Source organism: Rhodococcus wratislaviensis, from assembly GCF_900455735.1.
Classification (GTDB): Bacteria; Actinomycetota; Actinomycetes; order Mycobacteriales; family Mycobacteriaceae; genus Rhodococcus_F; species Rhodococcus_F wratislaviensis.
Map to the genome: position 1 here is coordinate 1 of NZ_UAUI01000027.1, position 24,220 is coordinate 24,220.

General features: G+C 65.9%; 8 protein-coding genes and 1 pseudogene. 6 read left to right on the forward strand and 3 right to left on the reverse strand.

Annotated features, from left to right (window positions below; all coding sequences use genetic code 11):
- Positions 1 to 14: 14 nt before the first annotated feature.
- Positions 15 to 17,465 carry a non-ribosomal peptide synthetase gene (locus DTA22_RS32010; RefSeq protein WP_255309547.1) on the forward strand — a complete coding sequence of 5,817 codons (17,451 nt, stop codon included), beginning with the start codon at positions 15 to 17 and terminating at the stop codon, positions 17,463 to 17,465.
- A gap of 759 nt (positions 17,466 to 18,224) precedes the next feature.
- Positions 18,225 to 18,524: a hypothetical protein gene (locus DTA22_RS32020; RefSeq protein WP_146777809.1), complete on the forward strand. Its 300-nt coding sequence runs from the start codon at positions 18,225 to 18,227 to the stop codon at positions 18,522 to 18,524.
- A gap of 106 nt (positions 18,525 to 18,630) precedes the next feature.
- On the opposite strand, the gene DTA22_RS32025 is transcribed toward DTA22_RS32020, so the two are convergent.
- Both DTA22_RS32025 and DTA22_RS37230 read right to left on the reverse strand, forming a co-directional pair.
- A complete protein-coding gene (locus DTA22_RS32025) occupies positions 18,631 to 19,044 on the reverse strand; it encodes a helix-turn-helix domain-containing protein (RefSeq protein ID WP_245973516.1) in 414 nt (137 codons plus the stop codon).
- Positions 18,978 to 19,528: pseudogene (locus DTA22_RS37230) on the reverse strand (recombinase family protein). The gene DTA22_RS32025 and the pseudogene DTA22_RS37230 overlap by 67 nt, the downstream one beginning before the upstream one ends.
- 378 nt (positions 19,529 to 19,906) lie before the next feature.
- On the opposite strand from DTA22_RS37230, the gene DTA22_RS32035 reads away from it, so the two are divergent.
- The 4 genes from DTA22_RS32035 to DTA22_RS32050 are packed head-to-tail and all read left to right on the forward strand — an operon-like array spanning position 19,907 to position 23,047.
- Entirely contained in the window at positions 19,907 to 20,623 is a 717-nt protein-coding gene (locus DTA22_RS32035; protein WP_281272526.1) for an amino acid ABC transporter ATP-binding protein, read from the forward strand.
- Between the two features lie 35 nt (positions 20,624 to 20,658).
- A complete protein-coding gene (locus DTA22_RS32040) occupies positions 20,659 to 21,546 on the forward strand; it encodes a glutamate ABC transporter substrate-binding protein (protein ID WP_112302117.1) in 888 nt (295 codons plus the stop codon).
- A 29-nt stretch (positions 21,547 to 21,575) separates the two neighbouring features.
- A complete protein-coding gene (locus DTA22_RS32045) occupies positions 21,576 to 22,223 on the forward strand; it encodes an amino acid ABC transporter permease (protein WP_112302118.1) in 648 nt (215 codons plus the stop codon).
- Positions 22,220 to 23,047, forward strand: a complete 828-nt coding sequence (locus DTA22_RS32050; RefSeq protein ID WP_112302119.1) for an amino acid ABC transporter permease — start codon at positions 22,220 to 22,222, stop codon at positions 23,045 to 23,047. The genes DTA22_RS32045 and DTA22_RS32050 overlap by 4 nt, the downstream gene beginning before the upstream one ends.
- 236 nt (positions 23,048 to 23,283) lie before the next feature.
- On the opposite strand, the gene DTA22_RS32055 is transcribed toward DTA22_RS32050, so the two are convergent.
- Positions 23,284 to 24,066: an IclR family transcriptional regulator gene (locus tag DTA22_RS32055; RefSeq protein ID WP_112302120.1), complete on the reverse strand. Its 783-nt coding sequence runs from the start codon at positions 24,064 to 24,066 to the stop codon at positions 23,284 to 23,286.
- Positions 24,067 to 24,220 lie beyond the last annotated feature (154 nt).

Sequence of the window (24,220 nt, forward strand, 5' to 3'; positions counted from 1 at the left end):
TGGTGTTGCAATCGATGCTGACGGTACTACTCCGCAGACTCGGTGCAGGGACCGACATCGCGATCGGCGGACCGATCGCGGGCCGCACCGACGACGCGTCGGCCGAGTTGGTGGGGTTCTTCGTCAATACATGGGTGTTGCGCGTCGACGTGTCCGGGAATCCGCGATTCGACAAGGTCCTCGAACAGGTGCGGGGGAAGGCCCTGGGTGCATACGAGAATCAGGACGCGCCGTTCGAGCGGCTGGTGGAGCTCCTGAACCCGACCCGATCGACGGCCTGTCATCCGTTGTTCCAGGTGTCGTTCGCGATGCAGAACAACGCTTTTCCCGACGTCGAGTTCCCCGGCCTGGAATGGGCCACACTGCCGGCGCCGACCGGAACGTCGCGCTTCGACCTGTCCTTCACCCTCACCCCCGACAAGCGGCAGGGCCTGGCCGGGGTCATCGAGTACTCGAGCGATCTGTTCGACCGGGAAACCGTCGAGGGCATCGCAGCCCGGTACGTGCGCTTGTCGGAGCTGATCGTCGCGGATCCGCAGGAGCGGATAGAAGGGTACGAGATCCTCGTACCTCATGAGCGCGAGGTGGTACTCCGGACCTGGAACGACACCGCAGCCCCCTTCTCGGAGACCACCGTCGTGGAACTGTTCGAGCGACGAGCGGCGGCGACACCCGACGCCGCAGCGGTGACCTTCTCCGACCGGAGCTGGACGTACCGAGAAATCAACACCCAGGCGAACCGGCTGGCGCACTATCTGATCGGCGCCGGGGTCGGCCCGGAAACCTTGGTGGCCGTCGCACTGAGACCGTCGGAAGAGTTGGTCGTCGCGTTGTTGGCGGTGCTCAAGGCCGGAGGCACCTACCTTCCCCTCGACCCGAACTATCCCAGTGCTCGTGCCGGGACAATTCTCGCCGACGCCGCTCCGCAGCTGATCCTGTCCGACACAGTCGCCGTGGCCACGCTCCCCGACCACGATAGGGACCAGGTACTGCTCGATGCCGACCTGGACCTCGAAGGGGACGCGACCGTTGTCGGGGGGCGCGCTGATCTCGATCCCGCCGACACCGATCGGATCAGCCCGCTCCGCCCCGGTCATGCGGCGTATGTGACGTACACGTCGGGGTCGACTGGTGCTCCGAAGGGTGTCACCGTAAGCCACCGAAGCGTGGTGTCGTCGGTCGCGGGGACTGGCGACCGTGTGGGTGTGGACGCTACGGATGTGTGGGTCTGGTGCCACTCGGTGGCGTTCGATTTCTCGGTGTGGGAGTTGTGGGGCGCGTTGGTACACGGTGGTCGCGTGGTGGTGGCGCCGTGGGACGTGGTGCGCTCACCGATTGGTTTGTGGGAGTTGGTGGTTCGGGAACGCGTGACAGTGCTCGGTCAGACGCCGTCGGCGTTCTACGAGTTCGCGGAGGTCGAGCGTGTGTACTCTGCGGTGGGGGCTGGTTCGGTGTTGCGGACGGTGGTGTTCGGCGGAGAGGTGCTGGATCCCGCCCGGCTGCGGGGCTGGTATCCGGGCGAGAATTCCCTCCATTCACACGTGAGGTTGGTCAACGGTTACGGCCCGACGGAGACGACGGTCTTCGCGGCACTGTATTCGCTACCCGAATCTCAGGGTGCTCGTGCCCGGGTGAGTGTGCCGATCGGCGATCCGGTGGGCGGGGTGCGGGTGTTCGCGTTGGGTGCCGGGTTGATGCCGGTCCCGGTGGGTGTGGCGGGGGAGCTGTATATCGCCGGGGTGCAGTTGGCGCGCGGCTATCTGGGTCGGCCGGGGTTGACGGCGGAGCGCTTCGTGGCGTGTCCGTTCGGGGAGCCGGGTGCCCGAATGTATCGATCCGGCGATCTGGTGCGCTGGACCGCTGAGGGTGTGCTCGAGTTCGTCGGCAGAGCGGACGAGCAGGTCAAGATTCGGGGATTCCGAGTCGAACCCGCGGAGATCGAGTCGGTTCTCCTGCAGCATCCGGCCGTGTCGCAGGCCGCGGTGATCGCTCGGGAAACCCTGATCGGCATCGAGTTGGTGGGGTATGTGGTTCTCGATTCCGGGACCGGCACCGACTCCGCGGGGTTGCGGGAGTTTGTGGCTGGGTTGTTGCCGGGGTTCATGGTTCCGGCGGTGGTCACGGTGGTCGAGGGGCTGCCGTTGACGGTGAACGGAAAGCTGGACCGGAAAGCGTTGCCGGCACCGGAGTTCACCGGTGAAGTGTTCCGTGCGCCGCGCTCGCCGGTGGAGGAGACGCTGGTCTCGCTTTTCGCTGAGGTACTGGACGTTGCGCGGGTGGGGATCGACGACAGCTTCTTCGATCTCGGTGGGCACTCGTTGGCGGCGACACGTCTGGTCGGCCGGATCCGGTCGGTGCTGGGGGTGGAGGTCGCGATCCGGGTGGTGTTCGAATCCCCGACGGTCGCCGCACTGGCGCCGCGACTCGGTGATGGTCCGGTCCGGGTGCCATTGACTCCGCGGGTGCGGCCCGAGCGGGTGCCGTTGTCGTTCGCGCAGGCCCGGTTGTGGTTCCTGCACCGGTTCGAGGGTCCGTCGGCCACGTACAACATTCCCGTGGCGGTGCGATTGACCGGTGACCTCGACACCGCGGCGGTGGCAGCCGCTGTTGCGGACGTCGTCGCCCGGCACGAAAGCCTGCGTACAGTATTCGACGACCCGGACGGTGCACCGATTCAGCGGGTGCTCCCCGCGGAGGAAGTACCAACTCCGGTGCACGTGGAGATGGTCGACCCGCCCAGCGTGATCGCTGCGGTGACGGCAGCGGCGGGGTACCGGTTCGACATCGCACACGAAATTCCCATCCGAACAACATTGTTGGAGACCGGACCCCGGGAGCACATCCTGGTGATGGTCCTGCACCACATTGCGGGGGACGGGGGCTCGTTGGCGCCGCTGGCCCGGGATGTGGCTGTCGCGTATACGGCCCGGACGGACGGACACGCCCCGGGGTGGGTGCCGTTGCCGGTGCAGTATGCCGATTACACGTTGTGGCAGCGGGAAATTCTGGGGAGCGAGGACGATCCGGACAGTCTCCTGACCGCCCAGTTCGAGTATTGGCGGGCCGAGTTGGCGGGACTGCCCGACTGCATCGAGTTGCCGTCTGATCGTCGACGTCCGGCCCAACCGAGTTACCGGGGCGGGACGGTGGAGTTCGCGATCGACCCGGAACGTGTCGCGGCGGTCACCGAATTGGCCCGCAGCAGTGGGGCGACACCGTCGATGGTGTTGCAGTCGGTGTTGGCGGTGCTGCTCCGCAGGCTCGGTGCCGGGACCGATATTGCGATCGGGTCGCCGATTGCGGGTCGCACCGACGACGCGTTGACCGAGTTGGTGGGGTTCTTCGTCAATACGTGGGTGTTACGGGTGGATGTGTCGGGGAATCCGGGATTCGACGAGGTGCTCGACCGGGTGCGGGGGAAGGCGCTGGGCGCGTATGAGAATCAGGATGCGCCGTTCGAGCGGTTGGTGGAGTTGCTGAATCCGACTCGGTCGACGGCCTACCATCCGTTGTTCCAGGTGTCGTTCGCGATGCAGAACAACGCTTTTCCCGAGGTCGAGTTCCCCGGGCTGGGGTGGGAGGTGTTGTCGGCGCCGACCGGTACGTCGCGCTTCGATCTGTCCTTCACCCTCACTCCCGACGGCAGGCAGGGTCTGGCCGGGGTCATCGAGTACTCGAGTGATCTGTTCGACCGGGGCACGGTGGAGACCATCGCGACCCGGTATGTGCGGTTACTCGAACGCGTCGTCGAGGATCCGCAGGGGCGGATCGAGGGGTTCGAGATCCTCGATCCCGACGAGCGCGAGCGGGTACTCCGGAGCTGGAACGGTACGAGCGTACCGATCCCGGACACGACGATCCCTGGTTTGTTCGGACAGCAGGTCGCCGCGACTCCGGACGCGGTGGCGGTGACGTTCGGTGAGGAGAACTGGTCCTATCGGGAGCTGGCCAGTCGAGCGAATCGGCTGGCGCACCGCTTGATCGGTGCGGGGGTGGGCCCGGAGGTGCTGGTGGCGGTCGCGTTGGAGCGATCAGCGGAGTTGATCGTCGCGTTGTTGGCGGTCCTCGAGGCCGGGGGCGCATACCTGCCGATCGACCCCCGCTATCCGAATGCGCGTACCGAGTTCATCCTCACCGACGCCGCGCCACTGCTGATCCTCACGGACACCCCGACCGCACGCACGCTGCCAGACAATGACATCCCCCGGATACTCCTCGATGTCATCCCGGACGAGGACGGACACGACGAGGACGGACACGGAGAGGGCCTCACCCTCGACGACAGTGATCGCACCACGTCACTGCGACCGGGCAACACCGCGTACGTGATGTACACGTCCGGATCGACCGGTACCCCGAAAGGGGTCACCATCGACCACGCCAATGTGGTCAACCTGGCGTTGCACGGGTGGCCGGATGGACCCGGTGACCGAGTGTTGCTGCATTCGTCGATGGCGTTCGATGCATCGGCGTACGAATTGTGGCCGACGCTGCTCGGAGGAGGCCAGTTGGTTGTCGCTCCGCCCGGATCGCTGGACCTCGAGGTGCTCGAGCGGGTCGTCTCCACTCCTCGCGTGACATCGATGTTCGTGACGACCCCGCTGTTTCACCTGTTGAGTGATGCTTCGGAACATGCGAGGGGAGCGCTCGACCAACCACGTCAGGTGGTGGCCGCGGGCGATGTGTTGTCGCCGAGCGCCGTACGACGTGTCCTCGCTCGCCATCCGCAGGTAACCGTGATCAACGCGTACGGGCCGACAGAGGCCACGGTCTGTGCCACCGCGTACTCGATATCCGGTTCGATGGCGTTGGAGGGCAAGGTCAGCGTGCCGATCGGTGTGCCGATCGGCAATGCCCGGGCATTCGTACTGGGCGACGGCTTGATTCCGGTCCCGGTGGGTGTGGTCGGGGAGTTGTATATCGCCGGATCAGGCGTGGGCCGCGGGTACATCGGTCGGCAGGAGTTGACGGCGGAACGGTTCGTGGGGTGTCCGTTCGGCGAGCCGGGCACACGGATGTACCGCTCGGGTGACCTGGTGCGGTGGACCACCGACGCTGTGCTGGACTTCGTCGGCCGCGCCGACGAGCAGGTGAAGATTCGCGGAATCCGAGTTGAACCCGGAGAGATCGACACGCTGTTGGTCTCGCACCCCGCGGTGGGGTCGGTGGTGACGGTCGACCGGGTAGGTCCGTCGGGGCAGAAGGTGCTCGTGTCGTACGTGGTCCCGGCGCCCGGGGCCGAGGTGGACATCGAGGCGTTGCGGGTGCTCGCGGCCGGGCGGCTACCGGACTACATGGTGCCGTCGGCGATCATCGTCGTCGACCGGATACCTCTCACACCGGTCGGCAAACTCGACCGCAGAGCACTTCCCGAGCCTGACCTCGCATCCGACACGCCGTTCCGGGCTCCACGAACCATTGCCGAGCAGACATTGGCGACGGTGCTGGCCGATGTCCTCGGCGTCGACCGGGTGGGCGTCGACGACGACTTCTTCCGGCTCGGCGGGGACAGCATCATGTCGACCCAGGTGGTGGCGCGGGCGCGGGCCCGAGGCGTGCTGGTGTCGGCCCGAGACGTGTTCGAGCGACGGACAATCGCCGGGCTGGCCTCCGTCGCGCATCCGGTGCGGGATGAAGACTCCGTCCGCTTCGAGGACGTACCGTTGCCGAGTCCGACCCCGGAACAGCTGTCCGCCGTCGCGGCGCGATATCCCGAGGCCGTGGACGTGTGGCCGCTCGCACCACTGCAAGCAGGTTTGGTCTTTCACGCGATGTCGGCGTCGGAAGCGCCAGATGTGTATGCGGTGCAGACGGTTCTGGGTCTGACCGGACAGGTGGATGCGGACCGCGTGAAGGCCGCGGCGCAGGCGATGCTCGATCGGTATGCGAATTTGCGGGTCGCGTTCCTCACCGACGGGGTGGACGAGCCGGCGCAGGTGGTGCTCGAGGGCCTCGCGGTGCCGTGGTGGGAAGCCGACATCAGTGATGTCGAGGCCGGCGAGCGAGACGTCGAGTTGGCGCGGCTTCTGTCGGACGATGCGGACACCGGGTTCGACGTGTCGGCGCCACCGCTCCTGCGTTTCGGGTTGGTCACGATGGGCGACGGTGATGTCCGGCTGGTCGTGTCGTATCACCACGTGCTGCTCGACGGATGGTCGATGCCGTTGCTGATGCGGGAGATGCTGACCGTCTATGGTGCCGACGGGGACGGCGCCGTACTGGAACCCGTGGCCCCGTATCGCCGGTATCTGGGGTGGCTCGCGAGGCAGGATCGGCAGCAGTCGCTGGAGGCGTGGGAAGACGCGCTCGACGGTGTGGAGCCTGCGCTGCTCGTTGCGGGGCGTTCGGAATCGGCACGGGGATCGTCCGTGCTTCGGCGTGAGCTCGACGAGGGTTTGTCTTCGGAGATAACGGAGTTGGCGTCGCGGTTGTCGGTGACGGTGAATACGCTGGTGCAGGTTGCGTGGGCGATCGTGCTGGGCATGCTTACCGGCAGCCGTGACGTGGTGTTCGGTGCGACGGTATCGGGTCGGTCCGGTCTGGTACCCGCCATCGAGTCGATGGTGGGCCTGTTCATCAACACGATCCCGGTGCGGGTCCGGCTCGATCCGGAGGAATCCGTTGCCCGGTTGATCGCCCGGGTTCAGGCGGAGCAGGCGACGTTGATCGAGCATCATCATGTTCCCTTGCCGGAGATCCAGCGGGTCGCCGGCAGGGGGGCCCTGTTCGACACCTTGACGGTGTTCGAGTCGTACCCGATCGACCGGCGGAGCCTCGCGTCCCTTGCCGAATCGATCGGCGCCCCCGCGATCACGTCCTTGGATTCGCATGGGGGAACGAATTATTCGCTGACACTCGCGGTGGAAGCCGGTGAGCGGACGTCCGTATCGCTGTGGCACGATCCAGCCTTGTTCGACGACGACCAGGTGCAGCGGATCGCGGACAGGTTCCACCGGGTTCTGGAATCACTGGTGGCTGCGCCGGAGGCCGCGACGGGAGATGTCGACCTCCTCGCCCCGGAGGAACGAACCCTGCTGGTTCCCGTGCGTGGCGCGGCGGCGGAGGCCGTGAGGACTCTGCCGGAGATCCTCGCTGCGGCCGTCGCACACGATCCGGGTGCGGTGGCGGTCGTGTGCGGGGAGCGCTCGCTCACCTACCGCGAATTGGACGCCGAGACGAGTCGTATCGCGCGGGTGTTGATCGCACACGGGGTCGGTCCGGAATCCACGGTGGCCGTGGCCGTGCCACGGTCGGTGGAGTCGGTGCTGGCGGTGTGGGCGGTGGCGAAAGCCGGTGGTGCGTTCGTTCCTGTGGATCCGTCGTATCCGGCGAGTCGGATCGAGCACCTGATCACCGATTCCGCCGCGGGGTTCGGAATCACGGTCGCCGAGTGCATCGGTACCCTGCCGCGAACACTCGACTGGTGGGTACTCGACGATCCGGAGGTGCGAGCCGAGTATTCCCGTCGGCCCGCTGAATGGGTGACGGATGCGGAACGGGTCGCTCCATTGCGGGTCGATCATCCGGCGTACGTGATCTACACGTCCGGGACGACGGGTGAGCCGAAGGGTGTCGTCGTACCGCATCGGGGCCTGGGCAATCTCGCGGTGGAGATGGCGGAGAAGTTCGATGTCACGGCGGATGCACGCGTGCTGCAGGTGGCGTCGCCGAGTTTCGATGCGTCAGTGCTGGAGTACCTGCTGGCGACGGGTTCGGCAGCGGCGACGGTGGTTGTTCCCGCGGGCGTGGTCGGTGGTGAGGAGTTGGGTGGGGTCATCGAGAGTGCGGCGGTGACACACGCGTTCCTCACCCCGACGATGCTGGCCACGGTACCGGTCGAGCGGATGTCGTCGGTGCGATGCCTGCTCACGGGTGCGGAGGCGGTTCCGGTATCGGTGGTGGAGTCGTTCGCTGCGGGACGGCGAATGCACGACCTGTACGGGCCGACCGAGGCGACGGTGGCGGTGGCGATCTCGCCGCCGTTCACACCGCACGGTCCCGTGACCCTGGGCGGTCCGGTGCGGGGTGCGTCGGTCGTGGTGCTGGACACGTGGCTGCGTCCGGTGCCGCCGGGGGTGCCGGGCGAGTTGTACGTGGCCGGGGACCCGCTGGCCCGGGGATATCACCATCGGGTGGGACTGACCGCGGCGCGATTCGTGGCGAATCCGTTCGGCGGACCGGGCGGGCGGATGTATCGCACGGGCGATGTGGTGCGGTGGGTCGAGTCGGAATCCGATCCAGTGCTGGAGTTCCTGGGGCGCATTGATTTCCAGATCAAGGTGCGGGGTCGACGGGTCGAGCCGGGAGAGATCGACGCCGTGCTCGCGGAGCAGTCCGGGGTCGGATCCGTGGTGACGATCGACCGGAAGGGCCCGTCCGGGCAGACAGTGCTGGTGTCGTACGTGGTTCCCGCACCCGGGGGAGCGGTGGACGCCGAGATCGTGCGGACGGCGGCGGCGGGCCGCATGCCGGAGTACATGGTGCCCTCGGCGATCGTGGTGCTCGAGAAGTTGCCGCTCACACCGGCCGGCAAGCTCGACCGCGGGTCGTTGCCGGAGCCGGAGTTCTCGTCGAACCGGGCGTTCCGGTCTCCGCAGACCGAGACCGAGGAGATCCTCGCCCACGTGTTCGCCGAGGTACTCGGCGTGGAGCAGGTGGGGGTCGACGACGGATTCTTCGATCTGGGCGGCGACAGTATCCGGTCGATCCAGCTGGTGTCGCGCGCGAAGGCGCAGGGTGTGGTGTTCACGGCACGGGATGTGTTCGAGCATCGGACGGTTGCGAGGCTGTCCGAGGTCTCAGTCCTGAACCGCGATTCCGATCACGTCGTGCTCGAGGAGTTGCCCGGTGGCGGAGTGGGTTCGATGCCGTTGACGCCGATCGCGCGGTTCCTCCTCGCGCGGGGTGATGGTTTCCGCCGATTCGCGCAGACGATGGTGCTGGAATTGCCCGACGGTATCGATCGAGCCGGGTTGGTCGCCACCCTCGACGCCGTCCTGGTCCGCCATGACATGTTGCGGTCACGGTTGATCACCGATGACGCCGGGGCGCAGAAACTTCGGGTCGATCCGCCGGACACCGTCCACGTGGACCGTCTGATTCGACGGGTCGAGTGTGATGATGCACCGGGTGATCCGGAGTGGCTGCGGCTGGCATCGGCCGAGTGGGATTCGGCGCTGGGGCGGTTGGATCCGGCGGCGGGCGTGATGGTGCAGTTCGTGTGGCTTGACCGCGTGCCCCGACCCGGCGACGAGCCGGCGGATCGTCCGGGCCGGCTGCTCGTCGTGGCTCACCACCTCGTCATCGACGGCGTGTCGTGGCGAATCGTCATCCCGGACCTGGCGGCGGCATGGGCGCGGGTGCGTACCGGCGAACGGCCCGCACTGCCGGTGACCGGGACGTCGATGCGGCGGTGGGCACACGGGCTGGTGGACGAGGCAGTGCGGCCCGAGCGGGTGGCCGAGTTGCCGTTGTGGCAATCGATCCTGGAGGGCCCCGACCCGACGTTGGGTTCGCGCAGGTGCGACCCGATCCTCGATGTGCTGTCCACAGTGCAGCGCGTGCCGATGCAGGTGCCCGCACACGCGACGGCGTCGCTGCTCACCACGATCCCCAAGGTTTTCCATGCGGGAGTCGACGATGGTCTCCTGGCCGGGTTGGCGATGGCGTTGACCCGCTGGCGCCGTCGCCGTGGGGTGATCGAGTCGTCGTCGTTGATATCCCTGGAGAATCACGGTCGCGAGGCGCACGTCCTCCCCGGGGCCGATCTGTCCCGCACGGTCGGCTGGTTCACGACTGCCTTCCCGATACGTCTCGACATCGCCGGCGCCGATCTCGACGACGCGTTCGCCGGCGGGTCCGCAGCGGGCACCGTGATCAAGGCGATCAAGGAACAGGTGCTGGCCCTGCCCGACCGGGGAATCGGTTACGGGCTACTTCGCTATCTGAATGCGGACACCGCCCCGGAACTCGACAAGTATCCGGGCGGACAGATCAGTTTCAACTATCTGGGCCAGATCTCGGCTGCGGATGTTCCCGAGGAATTCCGCGAACTCGGATGGATGCTCGCGATCGACGGAAACGAGCTCTCCGCGACAAGGGAGCCGGACCTGCCGGCGGTGGCCACAGTGGACATCAACGCGATGGTGACCGATGGTCCGGACGGTCCGCACCTCGGCGCGACGTTCGGATTCCCCACCGGAGTGCTCTCCCGCGACGACGTTCAGGAACTGGCCGACCTGTGGTGCGACGCACTTTCGGCGCTGGCGCGGCACGCGGAGGGGCCCGGGGCCGGCGGGCTGACACCGTCCGATGTGCCGCTGGTGCCGGTGTCGCAGCGCGACATCGAGACCTGGGAGGACCGGTACCCGGGGGTGGTGGATGTCTGGCCACAGACCGCCATGCAGTCCGGCGTGTTGTTCCACTCGATGCTGGCCGGTGCGTCGTTCGACGCGTACACCACCCAACTCGTTCTGCATCTCGGCGGAACGGTCGATCCAGAACGGATTCTCGCTGCGGGGCAGGCAGTGCTGGATCGCCACGCGAACCTGCGGACCGCGTTCGTCCACGAATCCGACGGCGGTCCGGTACAGGTGGTCCTGGACTCGGTCGCGTTGCCATGGTGCGAGGTCGACCTGAGGAACTTCCCGGAAGGCGCGCGGGACAGCCAGTTCGAACAGCTTCTCGTCGAGGATCAGGCTGCACATTTCGATCCCGCGACGCCGCCCTTGATGCGGTTCACGCTCGTGACGATGGCACAGGATCGGTACGAGCTGGTGATCACCCATCATCACGTACTTCTCGACGGATGGTCGATGCCACTGCTGGCCAAGGAAATACTCGCGCTGTACGTTTCGGGAGGCGGCGCCGCCGCGTTACCGAGAGCCGCCGGATACCGGAACTTCCTGGTTTGGCTGGCCGAGCGCGACCGCGTCGAATCTTCTCGAATCTGGGCCGAGGCCCTCGAGGGGGTCGACGAGCCGACCCTACTGGCACCCGCGCACCCGGAGCGGGACACCGCTTCGGGGGAGGAACACGTGTCGGTCGAACTACCTCCCGATCTCTCCGCGAGTGTGTCGGCGCGGGCCACCGAACTGGGTGTCACGCTGAACACCGTCATTCAGGGGGCGTGGGGGATTCTGCTCGGCCAGTTGTGCGCCCGGCGGGATGTCGTGTTCGGCGCGACGGTCTCCGGCCGGCCGGCCGGACTGGCCGGCGTCGAGTCCATGGTGGGCCTGTTCATCAACACGCTGCCGGTGCGCGTGCAGTCCAGACCGGGCGACACTGCTGCGGAGTTGTTGACCCGGTTGCAGGAGCAGCAGGCCACCTTGTTCGACCACCACTACCTCGGGTTGACGGAGATCCACCATGCGGCAGGGGTGCGAGAACTCTTCGACACCCTGGTCGTGTTCGAGTCGTACCCGGTCGATCGCGCCGCGTGGGCAGCCGCAATCCCTATCGACGGAATGACCGTCACCGGTGCCCGTGCGATCGACGCGTCGCACTACCCCATGACTCTGATCGCGAGCGTCGACTCCCAACTTCGGTTGACCGTGGCGTATCTACCGAACCTGTTCGGCGCGGCAGAAGTGGACACGATCGCCCGGAGGCTCATCCGTATCCTGCAGGCAATCGCCGCCGACCCCCAGGGTGCGGTCGACCGCATCGACATCTTCGAAGCAGGTGAGCGTCGGCTGGTGCTGGACGTGCGCAATGACACCACGGTCGCCGTGCCGGAGGTGACACTGCCCGACCTGTTCGCGCTCCAAGCGGCCCGCACACCTGATGCGGTGGCCTTGACGTCCGGCGACGAGCAGTTGACATATCGAGAGGTCGACGAGCGAGCGAACCGGTTGGCTCGCAGACTGATCGCGCACGGAGTCGGTCCGGAATCCCTCGTCGGTGTCGCCGTACGACGTTCGATCGATCTCGTGGTGGGAATCTACGCGGTCGTGACGGCGGGTGGAGCGTATGTGCCGATCGACCCCGACTACCCCATCGAACACACCCGGCACGTGATGGAGTCCGCGGCACCGGTGTGTGTGCTGACACTGTCCACCGATCGCGTGCAGATCCCTGGCGACATCCGCGTCGTGGAGATCGACGGCAGGCAAAGAACTGACATCGACTCCTCACCCGTCCGCAACGAGGATCGCATCGCCCCGTTGAAACCGAACAACACGGCGTACGTGATCTTCACGTCCGGGTCGACGGGTCGTCCGAAGGGGGTCGCTGTCAGCCACGCCGCGATCGTGAACCAATTGCAGTGGATGCGTGACCACTTCGGCTTCGACCACCACGACGTGGTGCTGCAGAAGACTCCCGCGACATTCGATGTCTCCGTGTGGGAGATGTTCCTGCCGCTCCAGATCGGGGCACGTCTGGTGATCGCCAAGGCGGAGGGGCACCGCGATCCGATGTATCTCGCGGAGATGATCAGATCACAGAAGATCACCACCGGTGACTTCTCTCCGTCGATGCTCGCCATGATCCTGGACAAACTCGAACGGGCTGATTGCGAATCGTTGCTGCGCGTCCTCTGCGGCGGTGAGAATCTGTCGCCCGCGACGGCACACAATTTCATCGAGCGAAGTGGCACTGCGGTACACAACGTGTACGGGCCGACCGAAACCGCCATTCAGGTCACTCATCACCGATGCGGTCCTGCGGATGCCACGAGCGTGCCCATCGGTACGCCGGTGCGGAACACGCGGGTGTTCGTGCTGGGTCCGGGGCTTGGCCCGGTTCCGGTGGGTGTGGTGGGGGAGCTGTACATCGCCGGGGTGCAGTTGGCGCGCGGCTATCTGGGTCGGCCGTGGTTGACCGCGGAGCGGTTCGTGGCGTGTCCGTTCGGGGTGGCGGGTGCGCGGATGTATCGGTCGGGGGATGTGGTGCGCTGGACCGCTGACGGTGAGCTCGAGTTCGTGGGGCGTGCGGATGCGCAGGTGAAGGTGCGCGGGTTCCGGGTGGAGCCGGGAGAGGTCGAGACGGTGCTGCTGTCACATCCCGTGGTGGCACAGGCGGTAGTGGTCGCCCGCGCCACCGGCAGCGGCGCCGAGTTGGTGGGGTATGTGGTTCTCGAACCGACCGAGACGGTGACAGGTGCAGGGTTGCGGGAATACCTGGCCGGGAGACTGCCGGAGTTCATGGTTCCGGCGACAGTCATGGTGGTGGACGGGTTGTCGTTGACACCGAACGGGAAGTTGGATCGGCCGGCGTTGCCGGCACCGGAGTTCTCCGGTGGCGCATTCCGTGCGCCGAGTACGCCGGTGGAAAAGACTCTGGCGTCGCTCTTCGGTGAGTTGCTCGACGTTGAGCGGGTGGGGATCGACGACAGTTTCTTCGACCTGGGCGGGCATTCGTTGTCGGCGACACAGTTGGTGAGTCGCATCCGGTCGGTGTCGGGTGTGGAGGTGCCGATCCGGATGGTGTTCGAATCCCCGTCGGTGGCGGAGTTGGCGCCCCGACTGGGCGAGGCAGCGGTGGCAAGGCCGCCGCTGCTGCCGCGGGTGCGACCGGATCGGGTGCCGTTGTCGTTCGCGCAGGCCCGGTTGTGGTTCCTGCACCGGTTCGAGGGCCCGTCGGCCACGTACAACATTCCCGTGGCGGTGCGATTGACCGGCGACCTCGATACCGCGGCGGTGACAGCCGCTGTTGCGGACGTCATCGCCCGGCACGAAAGCCTGCGAACGGTGTTCGGCGAGGACGAGGGTGTGCCGTTCCAGCGGATCCTGCCGGCCGATCAGGTTGCCGCGACACTGCCGGTTCCGATCGTCGATGTCGACGACAGCACTGTGCTGGACGCGGTCGCGGAGGCCGTGGGCTGTCGATTCGACTTGTCCACGGAGATTCCGTTGCGGGCGTGCATTTTCAGGGTTTCCGAATCGGATCATGTGCTGGTGATGGTCCTGCACCACATTGCGGGGGACGGGGGCTCGTTGGCGCCGCTGGCCCGGGATGTGGCTGTCGCGTATGCGGCCCGCGCGGACGGACACGCCCCGGGGTGGGTGCCGTTGCCGGTGCAGTATGCCGATTACACGTTGTGGCAGCGGGAAATTCTGGGGAGCGAGGACGATCCGGACAGTCTCCTGGTGGCGGAGTTCGACTATTGGCGGGCCGAGTTGGCGGGACTGCCCGATTGCATCGAGTTGCCGTCTGATCGTCGACGTCCGGCCCAACCGAGTTACCGGGGCGGGACGGTGGAGTTCGCGATCGACCCGGACCGTGTCGTGGCGGTCACCGAATTGGCCCGCAGCAGTGGGGGGACACCGTCGATGGTGTTGCAGTCGGTGTTGGCGGTGCTGCTCCGCAGGCTCGGTGCCGGGACCGATATTGCGATCGGGTCGCCGATTGCGGGTCGCACCGACGACGCGTTGACCGAGTTGGTGGGGTTCTTCGTCAATACGTGGGTGTTACGGGTGGATGTGTCGGGGAATCCGGGATTCGATCGGGTCCTCGACCGGGTTCGGGGGAAGGCGCTGGGCGCCTATGAGAATCAGGATGCGCCGTTCGAGCGGCTGGTGGAGTTGCTGAATCCGACTCGGTCGACGGCCTACCATCCGTTGTTCCAGGTGTCGTTCGCGATGCAGAACAACGCTTTTCCCGAGGTCGAGTTCCCCGGGCTGGAATGGACCACGCTGCCGGCGCCGACCGGTACGTCGCGGTTCGATCTGTCCTTCACTCTCACTCCCGACGGCAGGCAGGGTCTGGCCGGGGTCATCGAGTACGCGAGTGACCTGTTCGACCGGGGCACGGTGGAGACCATCGCGACCCGGTATGTGAGGTTACTCGAACGCGTCGTCGAGGATCCGCAGGGGCGGATCGAGGGGTTCGAGATCCTCGAGCCCGACGAGCGCGAGCGGGTACTCCGGGACTGGAACGGTACGAGTGTACCGATCCCGGACTCGACGATCCCGGACCTGTTCGACGCGCAGGTCGCGGCAACTCCGGACGCGGTGGCGGTGACGTTCGGTGAGGAGAACTGGTCCTATCGGGAGCTGGCCAGTCGAGCGAATCGGCTGGCGCACCGCCTGATCGGTGCGGGGGTGGGCCCGGAGGTGCTGGTGGCGGTCGCATTGGAGCGATCACCGGAGTTGATCGTCGCGTTGTTGGCGGTCCTCGAGGCCGGGGGCGCATACCTCCCCATCGACCCGAATTATCCGGGCGCACGAATCGGGACCATCCTCACCGACGCCGATCCGCTATTGATCATCAGCGATACCATGACCGAAAACGTGTTGCCCGACAACGGCATCCCGCGATTGCTTTTCGATTCCGTGTCCGACGAGGGCGGGCATTCGGAGGAGGGAAGCCCCGACGCCCACGACCGCGCGAGACCGGACAACACCGCGTACGTGATGTACACCTCCGGATCGACGGGTGTTCCGAAGGGTGTCGCCGTGAGCCATCGAAGTGTGGTGTCGCTGTTCGCCGGCACCGCAGGGTGGGCGGGATTCGAGACTGGGGACGTGTGGGGTTGGTGTCATTCGGTGGCGTTCGATTTCTCGGTGTGGGAGTTGTGGGGTGCGCTGCTACACGGTGGCCGGGTGGTGGTCGCGCCGTGGGACGTGGTGCGCTCACCGATCGAGTTGTGGGAGTTGGTGGTTCGGGAACACGTGACAGTGCTCGGTCAGACGCCGTCGGCGTTCTACGAATTCGCGGACGTCGAGCGTGAGGAGCCCGGCGTGGGGGCGGATTCGGTGCTGCGGATGGTGGTGTTCGGCGGAGAGGTGCTGGATCCGGAAGGGTTGCGGGGCTGGTATCGGGGCGAGCGCCCGAATCCACCGATTCTGGTCAACGGGTACGGGCCGACCGAGACAACGGTCTTCGCGGCAACCTTCGTGCTTCCGGACTGGGCTGAACTCGCCGACCGGGCGAGTGTGCCGATCGGGGCACCGGTGGGCAACACGTCGGTCTTCGTACTGGGCGCGGGCTTGATGCCAGTTCCGGTGGGTGCGGTGGGGGAGCTGTACATCGCCGGGGTGCAGTTGGCTCAGCGGTACGTGGGACGGCCGGGGGCGACGGCAGAGCGGTTCGTCGCGTGCCCGTTCGGGGAGCCGGGTGCACGGATGTATCGATCCGGGGATCTCGTGCGGTGGACTGCCTGCGGTGTCCTCGAGTTCGTCGGCAGAGCGGACGAGCAGGTCAAGATTCGGGGATTCCGGGTCGAACCCGCGGAGATCGAGGCGGCTCTGCTGCAACATCCGGCCGTGACTCAGGCCGTGGTGGTTGCCCGGGACACCGCCACCGGCACCGGCCTGGTCGGCTACGTGGTCTCCGACACCGCCGGCCCCGACACCGGTGTCGAGGTCCGTCGATTCGTGGCCGGGATGTTGCCGGACTTCATGATTCCGGCGGCGATCATCGCCATCGACCACCTGCCCTTGACGGTGAACGGGAAACTCGATCGGAGAGCGTTGCCGGCACCGGAGTTCACCGGTGAGGTGTTCCAGGCACCACGGTCACCGGTGGAGGAGACGCTGGCGTCGTTGTACGCCGAGGTGCTCGGGGTTTCCGGGGTGGGGATCGATGACGGATTCTTCGACCTGGGTGGGCATTCGTTGTCGGCGACGCGGTTGGTGGGACGGATTCGGTCGGTGCTGGGCGTGGAGGTTCCGATCCGGATGGTTTTCGAGTCCCCGACGATTGCCGAACTCGCACCCCGACTGGGTGAGGACATCGAACCCGGCCTGCTCGACCCGTTCGCGGTGATCCTGCCGATCCGAAGTGAAGGAACCGGACCGCCGCTGTGGTGTATCCACCCGGGTGGCGGTCTGAGCTGGTGCTACATGGGCCTTCGCGCCCACCTCCCCGACAGGCCCGTCTACGGTCTGCAAGCGCGGGGATTCGATGGAGTCACGCCGCTGCCGGACTCGATCGAGGAGATGGCCGCCGACTATCTCGACCAGATCCTCACCGTTCAGGAAGACGGCCCGTTCCTCCTGCTGGGATGGTCGTTCGGTGGCCTTGTCGCCCATGCGATCGCCACCGCACTGGAACGCCGAGGGCTCGAGGTTGCGCTCCTCGCGATGATGGACAGCGTGCCCGGTGCCGGGGATCTCCCCACCGGCGAGGCGGTGCCGTCGGATGAGGACATTCGACGGTCGATCCGGTCGTGGGCGCAGAGCCGCTACGGTGAGATCGTCGATTCGCCCGACTACGCGCCAATCTGGGACGCCGCACGGGCAATCTATCGGAACGACCTGCGGCTGTCCGTTGACCACGCACCGCAGATCTATCACGGTGACGTGGTGTTTCTCCATCCGACATCGACGGATGACGGATCGATTTCGGACGAGTCCGCGTCCGATAGGTGGCATGCATACGTCACCGGCGACATCGTGACTCACGACATTCACAGCACGCATGCCGATATGGACCAGCCCCGTCCCCTCGCCGAGATCGCGCGGATCATCAACCACGACTTGGCCACACCGGGTCGGCGCACACGACAACCGGAAGGCTGATGACGGGAGGGCCGCTACCGGAGTGCGTGCAGGTTCGATTGGGCAGCCGTATGCGGAATTCTCCGATTTCAGCTGGTTGTAGCGTTGTATCGCACCGTGTACGCCCTGTCCTTGATTTCGCTCGAAACTGATGGATTCCATGAGTTACGCGTGTAATCTGCGAGTTCATGACGGATTCCGACACTCGTCGGTTCTCTGTGATCCATGGCGGCTCGTCTCCGTCGCGAAATGTTGACGCCGACCTGCTGGCCGATCACGACCGCGCCGATGTCGTGGCTCTGCACCGGGTGCGGTTTCGCGGCAGCGGTGGGGATGACGACGAGTATCGGTTCTTCGTCGACACGGTCGCGGAGTACCAGTGGGCGCGTGACGCCGCGGGACTGGCACGCAGAACGCTGGATCACTCGGTGAGTCCGCTCATCGAGGTATGCGACTTTTTCGGTGTGGTGGCGTGGCACCTGACACCACAACAGTCGGACCGCTACTTCTCGGGTCCGGGGAAGGGCTCGCCGAGCACGGTGCGCTCGAAGGTCAGCCGGATCGATGGATACTTCGTGTTCCTCGAACAGCGCTACGCGGGCGAGATCGGCCGCCGATTCGGCGTGTTGGTGGAGTCACCGGTGGACGAGTTCAATCGGCCGGTGCATCGAGGCGACTTCGGCCTGCGTATCCCGCCGTCTCAGGGCGGGCACGCTCACCGTCCCCCGCACACGCAACTGAACGCACACCCTCTACCTCAACGACGTCACTCGCGTGCTGATGCGCCGCTGGCTCTCTCATCGACAGGACAAATGGCCGACCAGCCCCCATCCGCATCTGCTCATCTCGATGTGCGGCGCCCACGCGCCGAACACTCCGCCCCTGGCGCAGCGCACCATCACCCTCATCTTCCGCGGACTGGACCTGCAGGCGCACCGCGTTCGCAGTGACCGCATTCTGTACGAGGCATCCGTCACCGAATATCCCGTCCTCCTGATGCGGGTTTTCGGAATCAGCACTGTGACCGCGATGCGCTACCTACACGCCGCGCATCCACACCGCTCTCAGCCACCCCACTGAACTTCGGAACCGATTCTGGCTGCGACATCTCATGAGTGATCCGGGCACAAGAGATCGGGCGTGACCGTCCATCCGGCTGCGGTGAGCCATCGTTGCACCGGTTTGGTCAGGTCGCCGCTCTTCGCTTTCTCGGCGAGAGTTCCGGCGAGGATGGGTCCGTCGCCGCAGATGCTGCAGGCGATGTCGAATGTTGGTTGTCCGGGTTCGCAATGCCGGCAGTGGTGGCGGCTGGTGACCGTTCCGTGGTGGTCGGGGTCGGGGTGGAGCCAGCCACCGCGAGGTCGGCACGTTGGTGTGCTGCCTCAGCGCGTGTGGTGGGCTCGTGACCGCAGGTTGGGCACGTCCGGGACGTGGGTGCCGCTGGATCCGCGACCAAGGCGATGTCTTGCGTGGCCGGTGCGATGCCCACCCTTCGCTTGTTCAGATGCCCATAGACCGTGGTGCGCGGCACTTTCAGCATGTCGGCGATCTGCGCGACGGTGTGATCGCCTGCGTCGTATAGCCGTTGAGCGAGTTCGATCTGGTCCGGGCTGAGCTTCGAGGGGGCCGGCCGCCCTTCCGGCCGCGGGCCCGGGCATCGGCGAGGCCGTCGCGGGTGTTGGCCACGATCAGCTCGCGCTGGAACTCGGCCAGGACCGACAGCATGCCGAACATCGCGCGCCCCTCGGCGTCGCGGAGTCGATGCCCCGCTCGAGCACCTGCAGGCCGATGCCCCGCTCGCGCAGTTCGGCGCCGAGCGTGATCAGGTGCAGCATCGACCGTCCGAGGCGGTCGAGCCGGGTGATCACCAGGACGTCGTCCTCGCGAAGCCGCCCCAGCACCAGATCGAGTTGGGGCCGTGACGCTTTGGCACCGCCCGCGTGGTCGACATGGGTGTTCTCGGCGGCCACCCCGGCGCGGCGCAATGCGTCGACCTGATGGTCGGGGTTCTGGTCTGTGCTGGAGACCCGTGCGTAGCCGATCAGCATGTGTCGAAAATATCTCACCAAGGGGTTTTTCGACATACTTTCTCGACACGGGCTGTCGACGCCTTTTCAGGCAATTTCCGCATTTCGGAGCGGTTGTCGAATAACCAACAATTCTCGACAGGAATGCACCGAGCACCCATCGGACACCCAGGCCGCCGGAGGGCTGGCAGCGGCCGACGGGGCGGCCACGAATGAACGCTTCGATCCACTAGATGATTTATGTAGACCGCCTGACGGTTTATGTGCTAGCTTCGTGTTATCGGAACATGACCTGGATCACTCCCCACCCCAGCCGGTGGGGGTCCGTCACAGACATGACTTGTCGGGCTGTTTTTACGGAGGAGCACCATGCACTCGACCATCGATCAATCGTCGCTCTCGTCGTCGTCCTTCGAGGCGCCGGTTCTGGTTCGCATGGAGGGCGTGAACAAGTACTTCGGCACCCACCACGTGCTGACGGACGTCGACCTCGACATCACCACCGGCGAGGTGCTGGTGGTGATCGGCCCGTCCGGGTCGGGAAAGTCGACCCTGTGTCGCACCATCAACCGCCTCGAGCCGATCAGCTCGGGCCGGATCCTGCTCGACGGCGTCGAACTGCCCCAGGAAGGCAAGCACCTCGCGCGGCTACGTGCCGAGGTCGGAATGGTGTTCCAGTCGTTCAACCTGTTCTCGCACATGACGATCCTGCAGAACGTCATGCTCGGGCCGACCAAGGTTCTCGGCGTTCCGAAGAAGGAGGCCGAGGCCACCGCCCGCCGGCTCCTCGACCGGGTCGGGGTGGGAAATCAGGCGGAGAAGATGCCGGCCCAGCTGTCGGGCGGGCAGCAGCAGCGCGCGGCGATCGCGCGCGCCCTGGCGATGAAGCCGAAGGTGCTGCTCTTCGACGAGCCGACGTCCGCCCTGGACCCGGAGATGGTCAACGAGGTCCTCGAGGTGATGAAGGAACTCGCCGAGACCGGTATGACGATGGTCGTGGTCACCCACGAGATGGCCTTCGCGAAGTCGGCAGCGAACCGGGTGATCTTCATGGACGCCGGACGCATCGTCGAAGAGGCCGATCCGCACGAGTTCTTCGCCAATCCCCAGACCGAGCGAGCCAAGGACTTCCTGTCGAAGGTCCTGCACTGACCGCCGCACCGTCGACACGAAAAAGGTTGTCTGTCATGAGGTTTTCCCGTAAGGCGATCGTGCCGCTGGTGGCCGTGGTCGCCATCGCCGGCATCGCCCTGTTCGGTACCCGCTCGACCGTGACCACGGGCATCACCCCGGCGGTTGCTCAGTCCCCGCAGTTCGCACCCGGCACGACGATGGACAAGATCGCTCGTGAGGGGGTGTTGCGGGTGGGAACCCGGTTCGATCATCCCGGGCTGTCGGCGCGCAACCTGCGCGGCGAGCAGGAGGGATACGAGATCGATCTGGTCCGGTACATCGCCGGCAAACTCGGTGTCCCCGCCGACCGGATCGAGTGGACCGAGGCAAACTCCGCCAGCCGCGAGCAACTACTGCAGCAGGACAAGGTCGACGTCGTCGTCGCGACGCTGTCGATCAACGACAAGCGACGTCAGGTGATCAGCTTCGGCGGCCCCTACCTCGACATCAACAACGACCTGGTGACGGTGAAGGGCAATCCGAAGAACATCACCGATCCCCAGACCCCGAACGGGGTGACGGTGTGCTCGACCCTCGGTGGGGCGGTGTCGGCGTCGCTGCGCAAGAACTTCCCACAGACGAACCTGATCGAGTTCGACGTCTCCTCCAAGTGCATCGATGCCCTCAAGAACGGGTCGGTCGACGCGCTCGCCACACAGGGGCCCATCGGCGCCGGGTACGTCAGTAAGGATCAGAAGGACATCGAGCTGATCAACAAGCCCTTCGCGGTCGAGTCGTGGGGGGTGGGCATTGCCAAGGGCGATGTCGCGTTCTGCGAGTTCCTCAACAGCGCGATCACCGATTACTACAGCGACGGCTCCGCTGAGGAAGCCTGGGCCGACAGTCTCGGCCGTTACACCAAGCAGCAACCGGTCATGCCGGAACTGCAGCCCTGCACCTAGATCTCTCGTCTCACTTCCGAGGACATCCCATGCACACCGTAGTCGACCATTTCGGCGCCCTGATGGAGGGTTTCGCGGTCACGCTCGCGCTGATCGGCGTCTCCACCGTCCTGGCGCTGATCGGCGGAACGATCCTCGCGTCGTTCCGTGTCTCCCCGATTCCACTCCTGAAATCGATCGGGTCCGGATACGTCGAGACGTTCCGTAACGTCCCCACCGCCGTCATCTACTTCATGACCCTGTTCGCGTTCCCCCAACTCGGCATCAAGATCCCGTTCTTCTGGGCGGCCGTCGCCGCCCTGGCGATCTACTACTCCGCATTCTTCTGCGAGGCCGTCCGCTCGGGCATCAACGCGATCCCGGTCGGGCAGTTCGAAGCAGGACGCTCCATCGGACTCACCTTCGGCGGCTCCTTGCGCTACATCGTGCTCCCGCAGGCGTTCCGCAGTGTCGTGCCCCCGCTGATCAACGTCTTCATCGCACTGACCAAGAGTTCGGCGATCGCCAGCGCGTTCGGTGTCGCGGAACTGCTCACCCGCGCCGAAGGCGTGATCGCCGAGGAGAGCCAGGCGGTGCTGTGGATCCTCGCGGCCACCAGCCTCCTGTACCTGGTGATCACCATCCCCGCCGGGACCATCGCCAACATCGTCGAGAAGAAAGTTGCGGTGGCGCGATGACAACGACAGCAACCAAACCGGCAGCTACCAAACCCATGATCGCCATGTACGACGTACTCGGACCGCAAGGTCAACGGAAAGTCCGCAACGCCACCTGGGTCGGTGCCGCCGTGGTCGCGATCATCGTGGCCCTGGGGCTCTACCAGCTCGGCTCCCACGGTCAGCTCAGTCCCGATCTGTGGTCGGTGCTGCTCGACCGGGACCTGATGCGCAGCGTCCTGAAGGGTCTGCTCGCCACGATTCAGTGCGCGATCGTCTCCATCGTGCTCTCGGTGGTGTTCGGCATGATCCTCGCGGCAATGCGGATGTCCGACAGCAGACTCCTGCGGGGCGTTGTGCGGGTATGGGTGGAGATCTTCCGCGGTCTGCCGCTGCTGGTGCTGATCTTCTTCATCTTCCTCGGCGCACCCCAATTCGGGGTCATCGTCCCGACGTTCTGGGCATTGGCCCTCGGCATCTCGCTCTACAACAGCGCCGTGATGAGCGAGATCTTCCGCGCCGGCATCGCGTCGTTGCCCCGCGGGCAGGCCGAAGCGGCGGCCGCGATCGGCATGCGCAAGACCCAGATCTTCCGCATCATCCTGCTGCCGCAGGGCATCCGGATCATGCTGCCCGCCCTGATCAGCCAGGTCGTGACGATCGTGAAGGAAACCTCCCTCGGCTTCGTCATCGGCTACACCGAACTGCTGCGCAGCGGCCGGGTCGCAGTGGAATACCTCGGCGGACAGTATGCCATCCCGGTCTATGTCTTGATCGCGATCATCTACCTGCTGATGAACGTCGGGCTGTCGAAGCTGGCGCGCCGAATCGACGCCCGCTCGTGAGGTAGGAGCAGCCCTTTCCCTCGGCCGATATTTCCGGGTGGAGAGCGCGATCAGTGCCGGTATCTCGACCGCCCGTACCCCGGTCGAGATACCGGCATTTGTTCTATGCGGAGCCGACGGGGGATGAGCGCAGTACCGGCATCACCTGCCGTGACGCGAATGCGCAGAAGCGACGCATCGAGGCTCGCGCTGGCCGTTGGCGACTCTCGGGGGCCGGGCGCCGTGCCCGGACGGGTTCAGTCCAAACCGGGCAGGCCGATGGCCGAAATCTCCTCTGCCGCGGCCCGGGTGCATTCGATGTAGTGGGGTGTCCGGTCCTCGGTGAACCGGCCGGTGGGACCGCCCAGCGTCAACGCGGCCACGACCGTGCCGTGGAAGTCGATGAGCGGGAAGGACAGCCCCGACGAGCCGAGCTCGCGCTCACCGTGGACGAGCTGATATCCGCGTTCGCGCCCGGCCTCGACCGTCTCACGCAACTGGTCGGCGAAGTCGGGGCCGTGCGGGGAGTCCGCGGCCACCTCGTCGATCAGTTCGGGGGCGGCCAGCAGCAAAATCTTGCCGGCGGCGCCGGCCCACAGCGGGTACGGCACTCCGAGCGGGATGACGCTTCGCACGGTCGCGGTGCTCTCGCACTGGGCGACCACCACCCGGGACAGGCCCTGCCGGATGTACAGGTTCACCGTCTCGCCGGTGTCCGCGCTGAGCTGACGCATGATGTCGACGACCTCTTCCGGCGGCGCCCAGGTCTTGCCCGCCAGACGCACCCAGCGCAGCATCTCCGGGCCGAGGCTGTAGGACCCGTCCGTGCGGCTGGTCAGGACGCTGCGCGCACACATCGTCGCCACCAGGCGGACGACGGTCGTTTTCGGCAGTTTCGTCCCCTCGACGAGTTCCTTGAGGCTGCGGGAGGGGTGCGCTGCGTCGAACAGTTCGAGCAGGTCGATCACCCGGGTGACGCTGCGGACACCCGCGTCGGCGACGGCCGGCTTCTCTGCTGAATCCGTAGGTACTGCAGTCACCCTCTGGTCCTCCCTGCTCAGCGACTCTTCCGATGCACCACTCTACGGTTCGGAGAAACCGATCACCACGGATACGGGCGAATCAACGACCGGGCTAAACCATCAGGCGGTGTACGTAGACCGCTAGATGGTTTGAGTGGTAGGGTTAGGCACG

Coding starts and splice junctions, on each gene's coding strand:
- DTA22_RS32010 (WP_255309547.1), top strand. CDS start 15: ATGCTGACGGTACTACTCCGCAGACTCGGTGCAGGGACCGACATCGCG.
- DTA22_RS32020 (WP_146777809.1), top strand. CDS start 18,225: ATGCGCCGCTGGCTCTCTCATCGACAGGACAAATGGCCGACCAGCCCC.
- DTA22_RS32035 (WP_281272526.1), top strand. CDS start 19,907: ATGGAGGGCGTGAACAAGTACTTCGGCACCCACCACGTGCTGACGGAC.
- DTA22_RS32040 (WP_112302117.1), top strand. CDS start 20,659: ATGAGGTTTTCCCGTAAGGCGATCGTGCCGCTGGTGGCCGTGGTCGCC.
- DTA22_RS32045 (WP_112302118.1), top strand. CDS start 21,576: ATGCACACCGTAGTCGACCATTTCGGCGCCCTGATGGAGGGTTTCGCG.
- DTA22_RS32050 (WP_112302119.1), top strand. CDS start 22,220: ATGACAACGACAGCAACCAAACCGGCAGCTACCAAACCCATGATCGCC.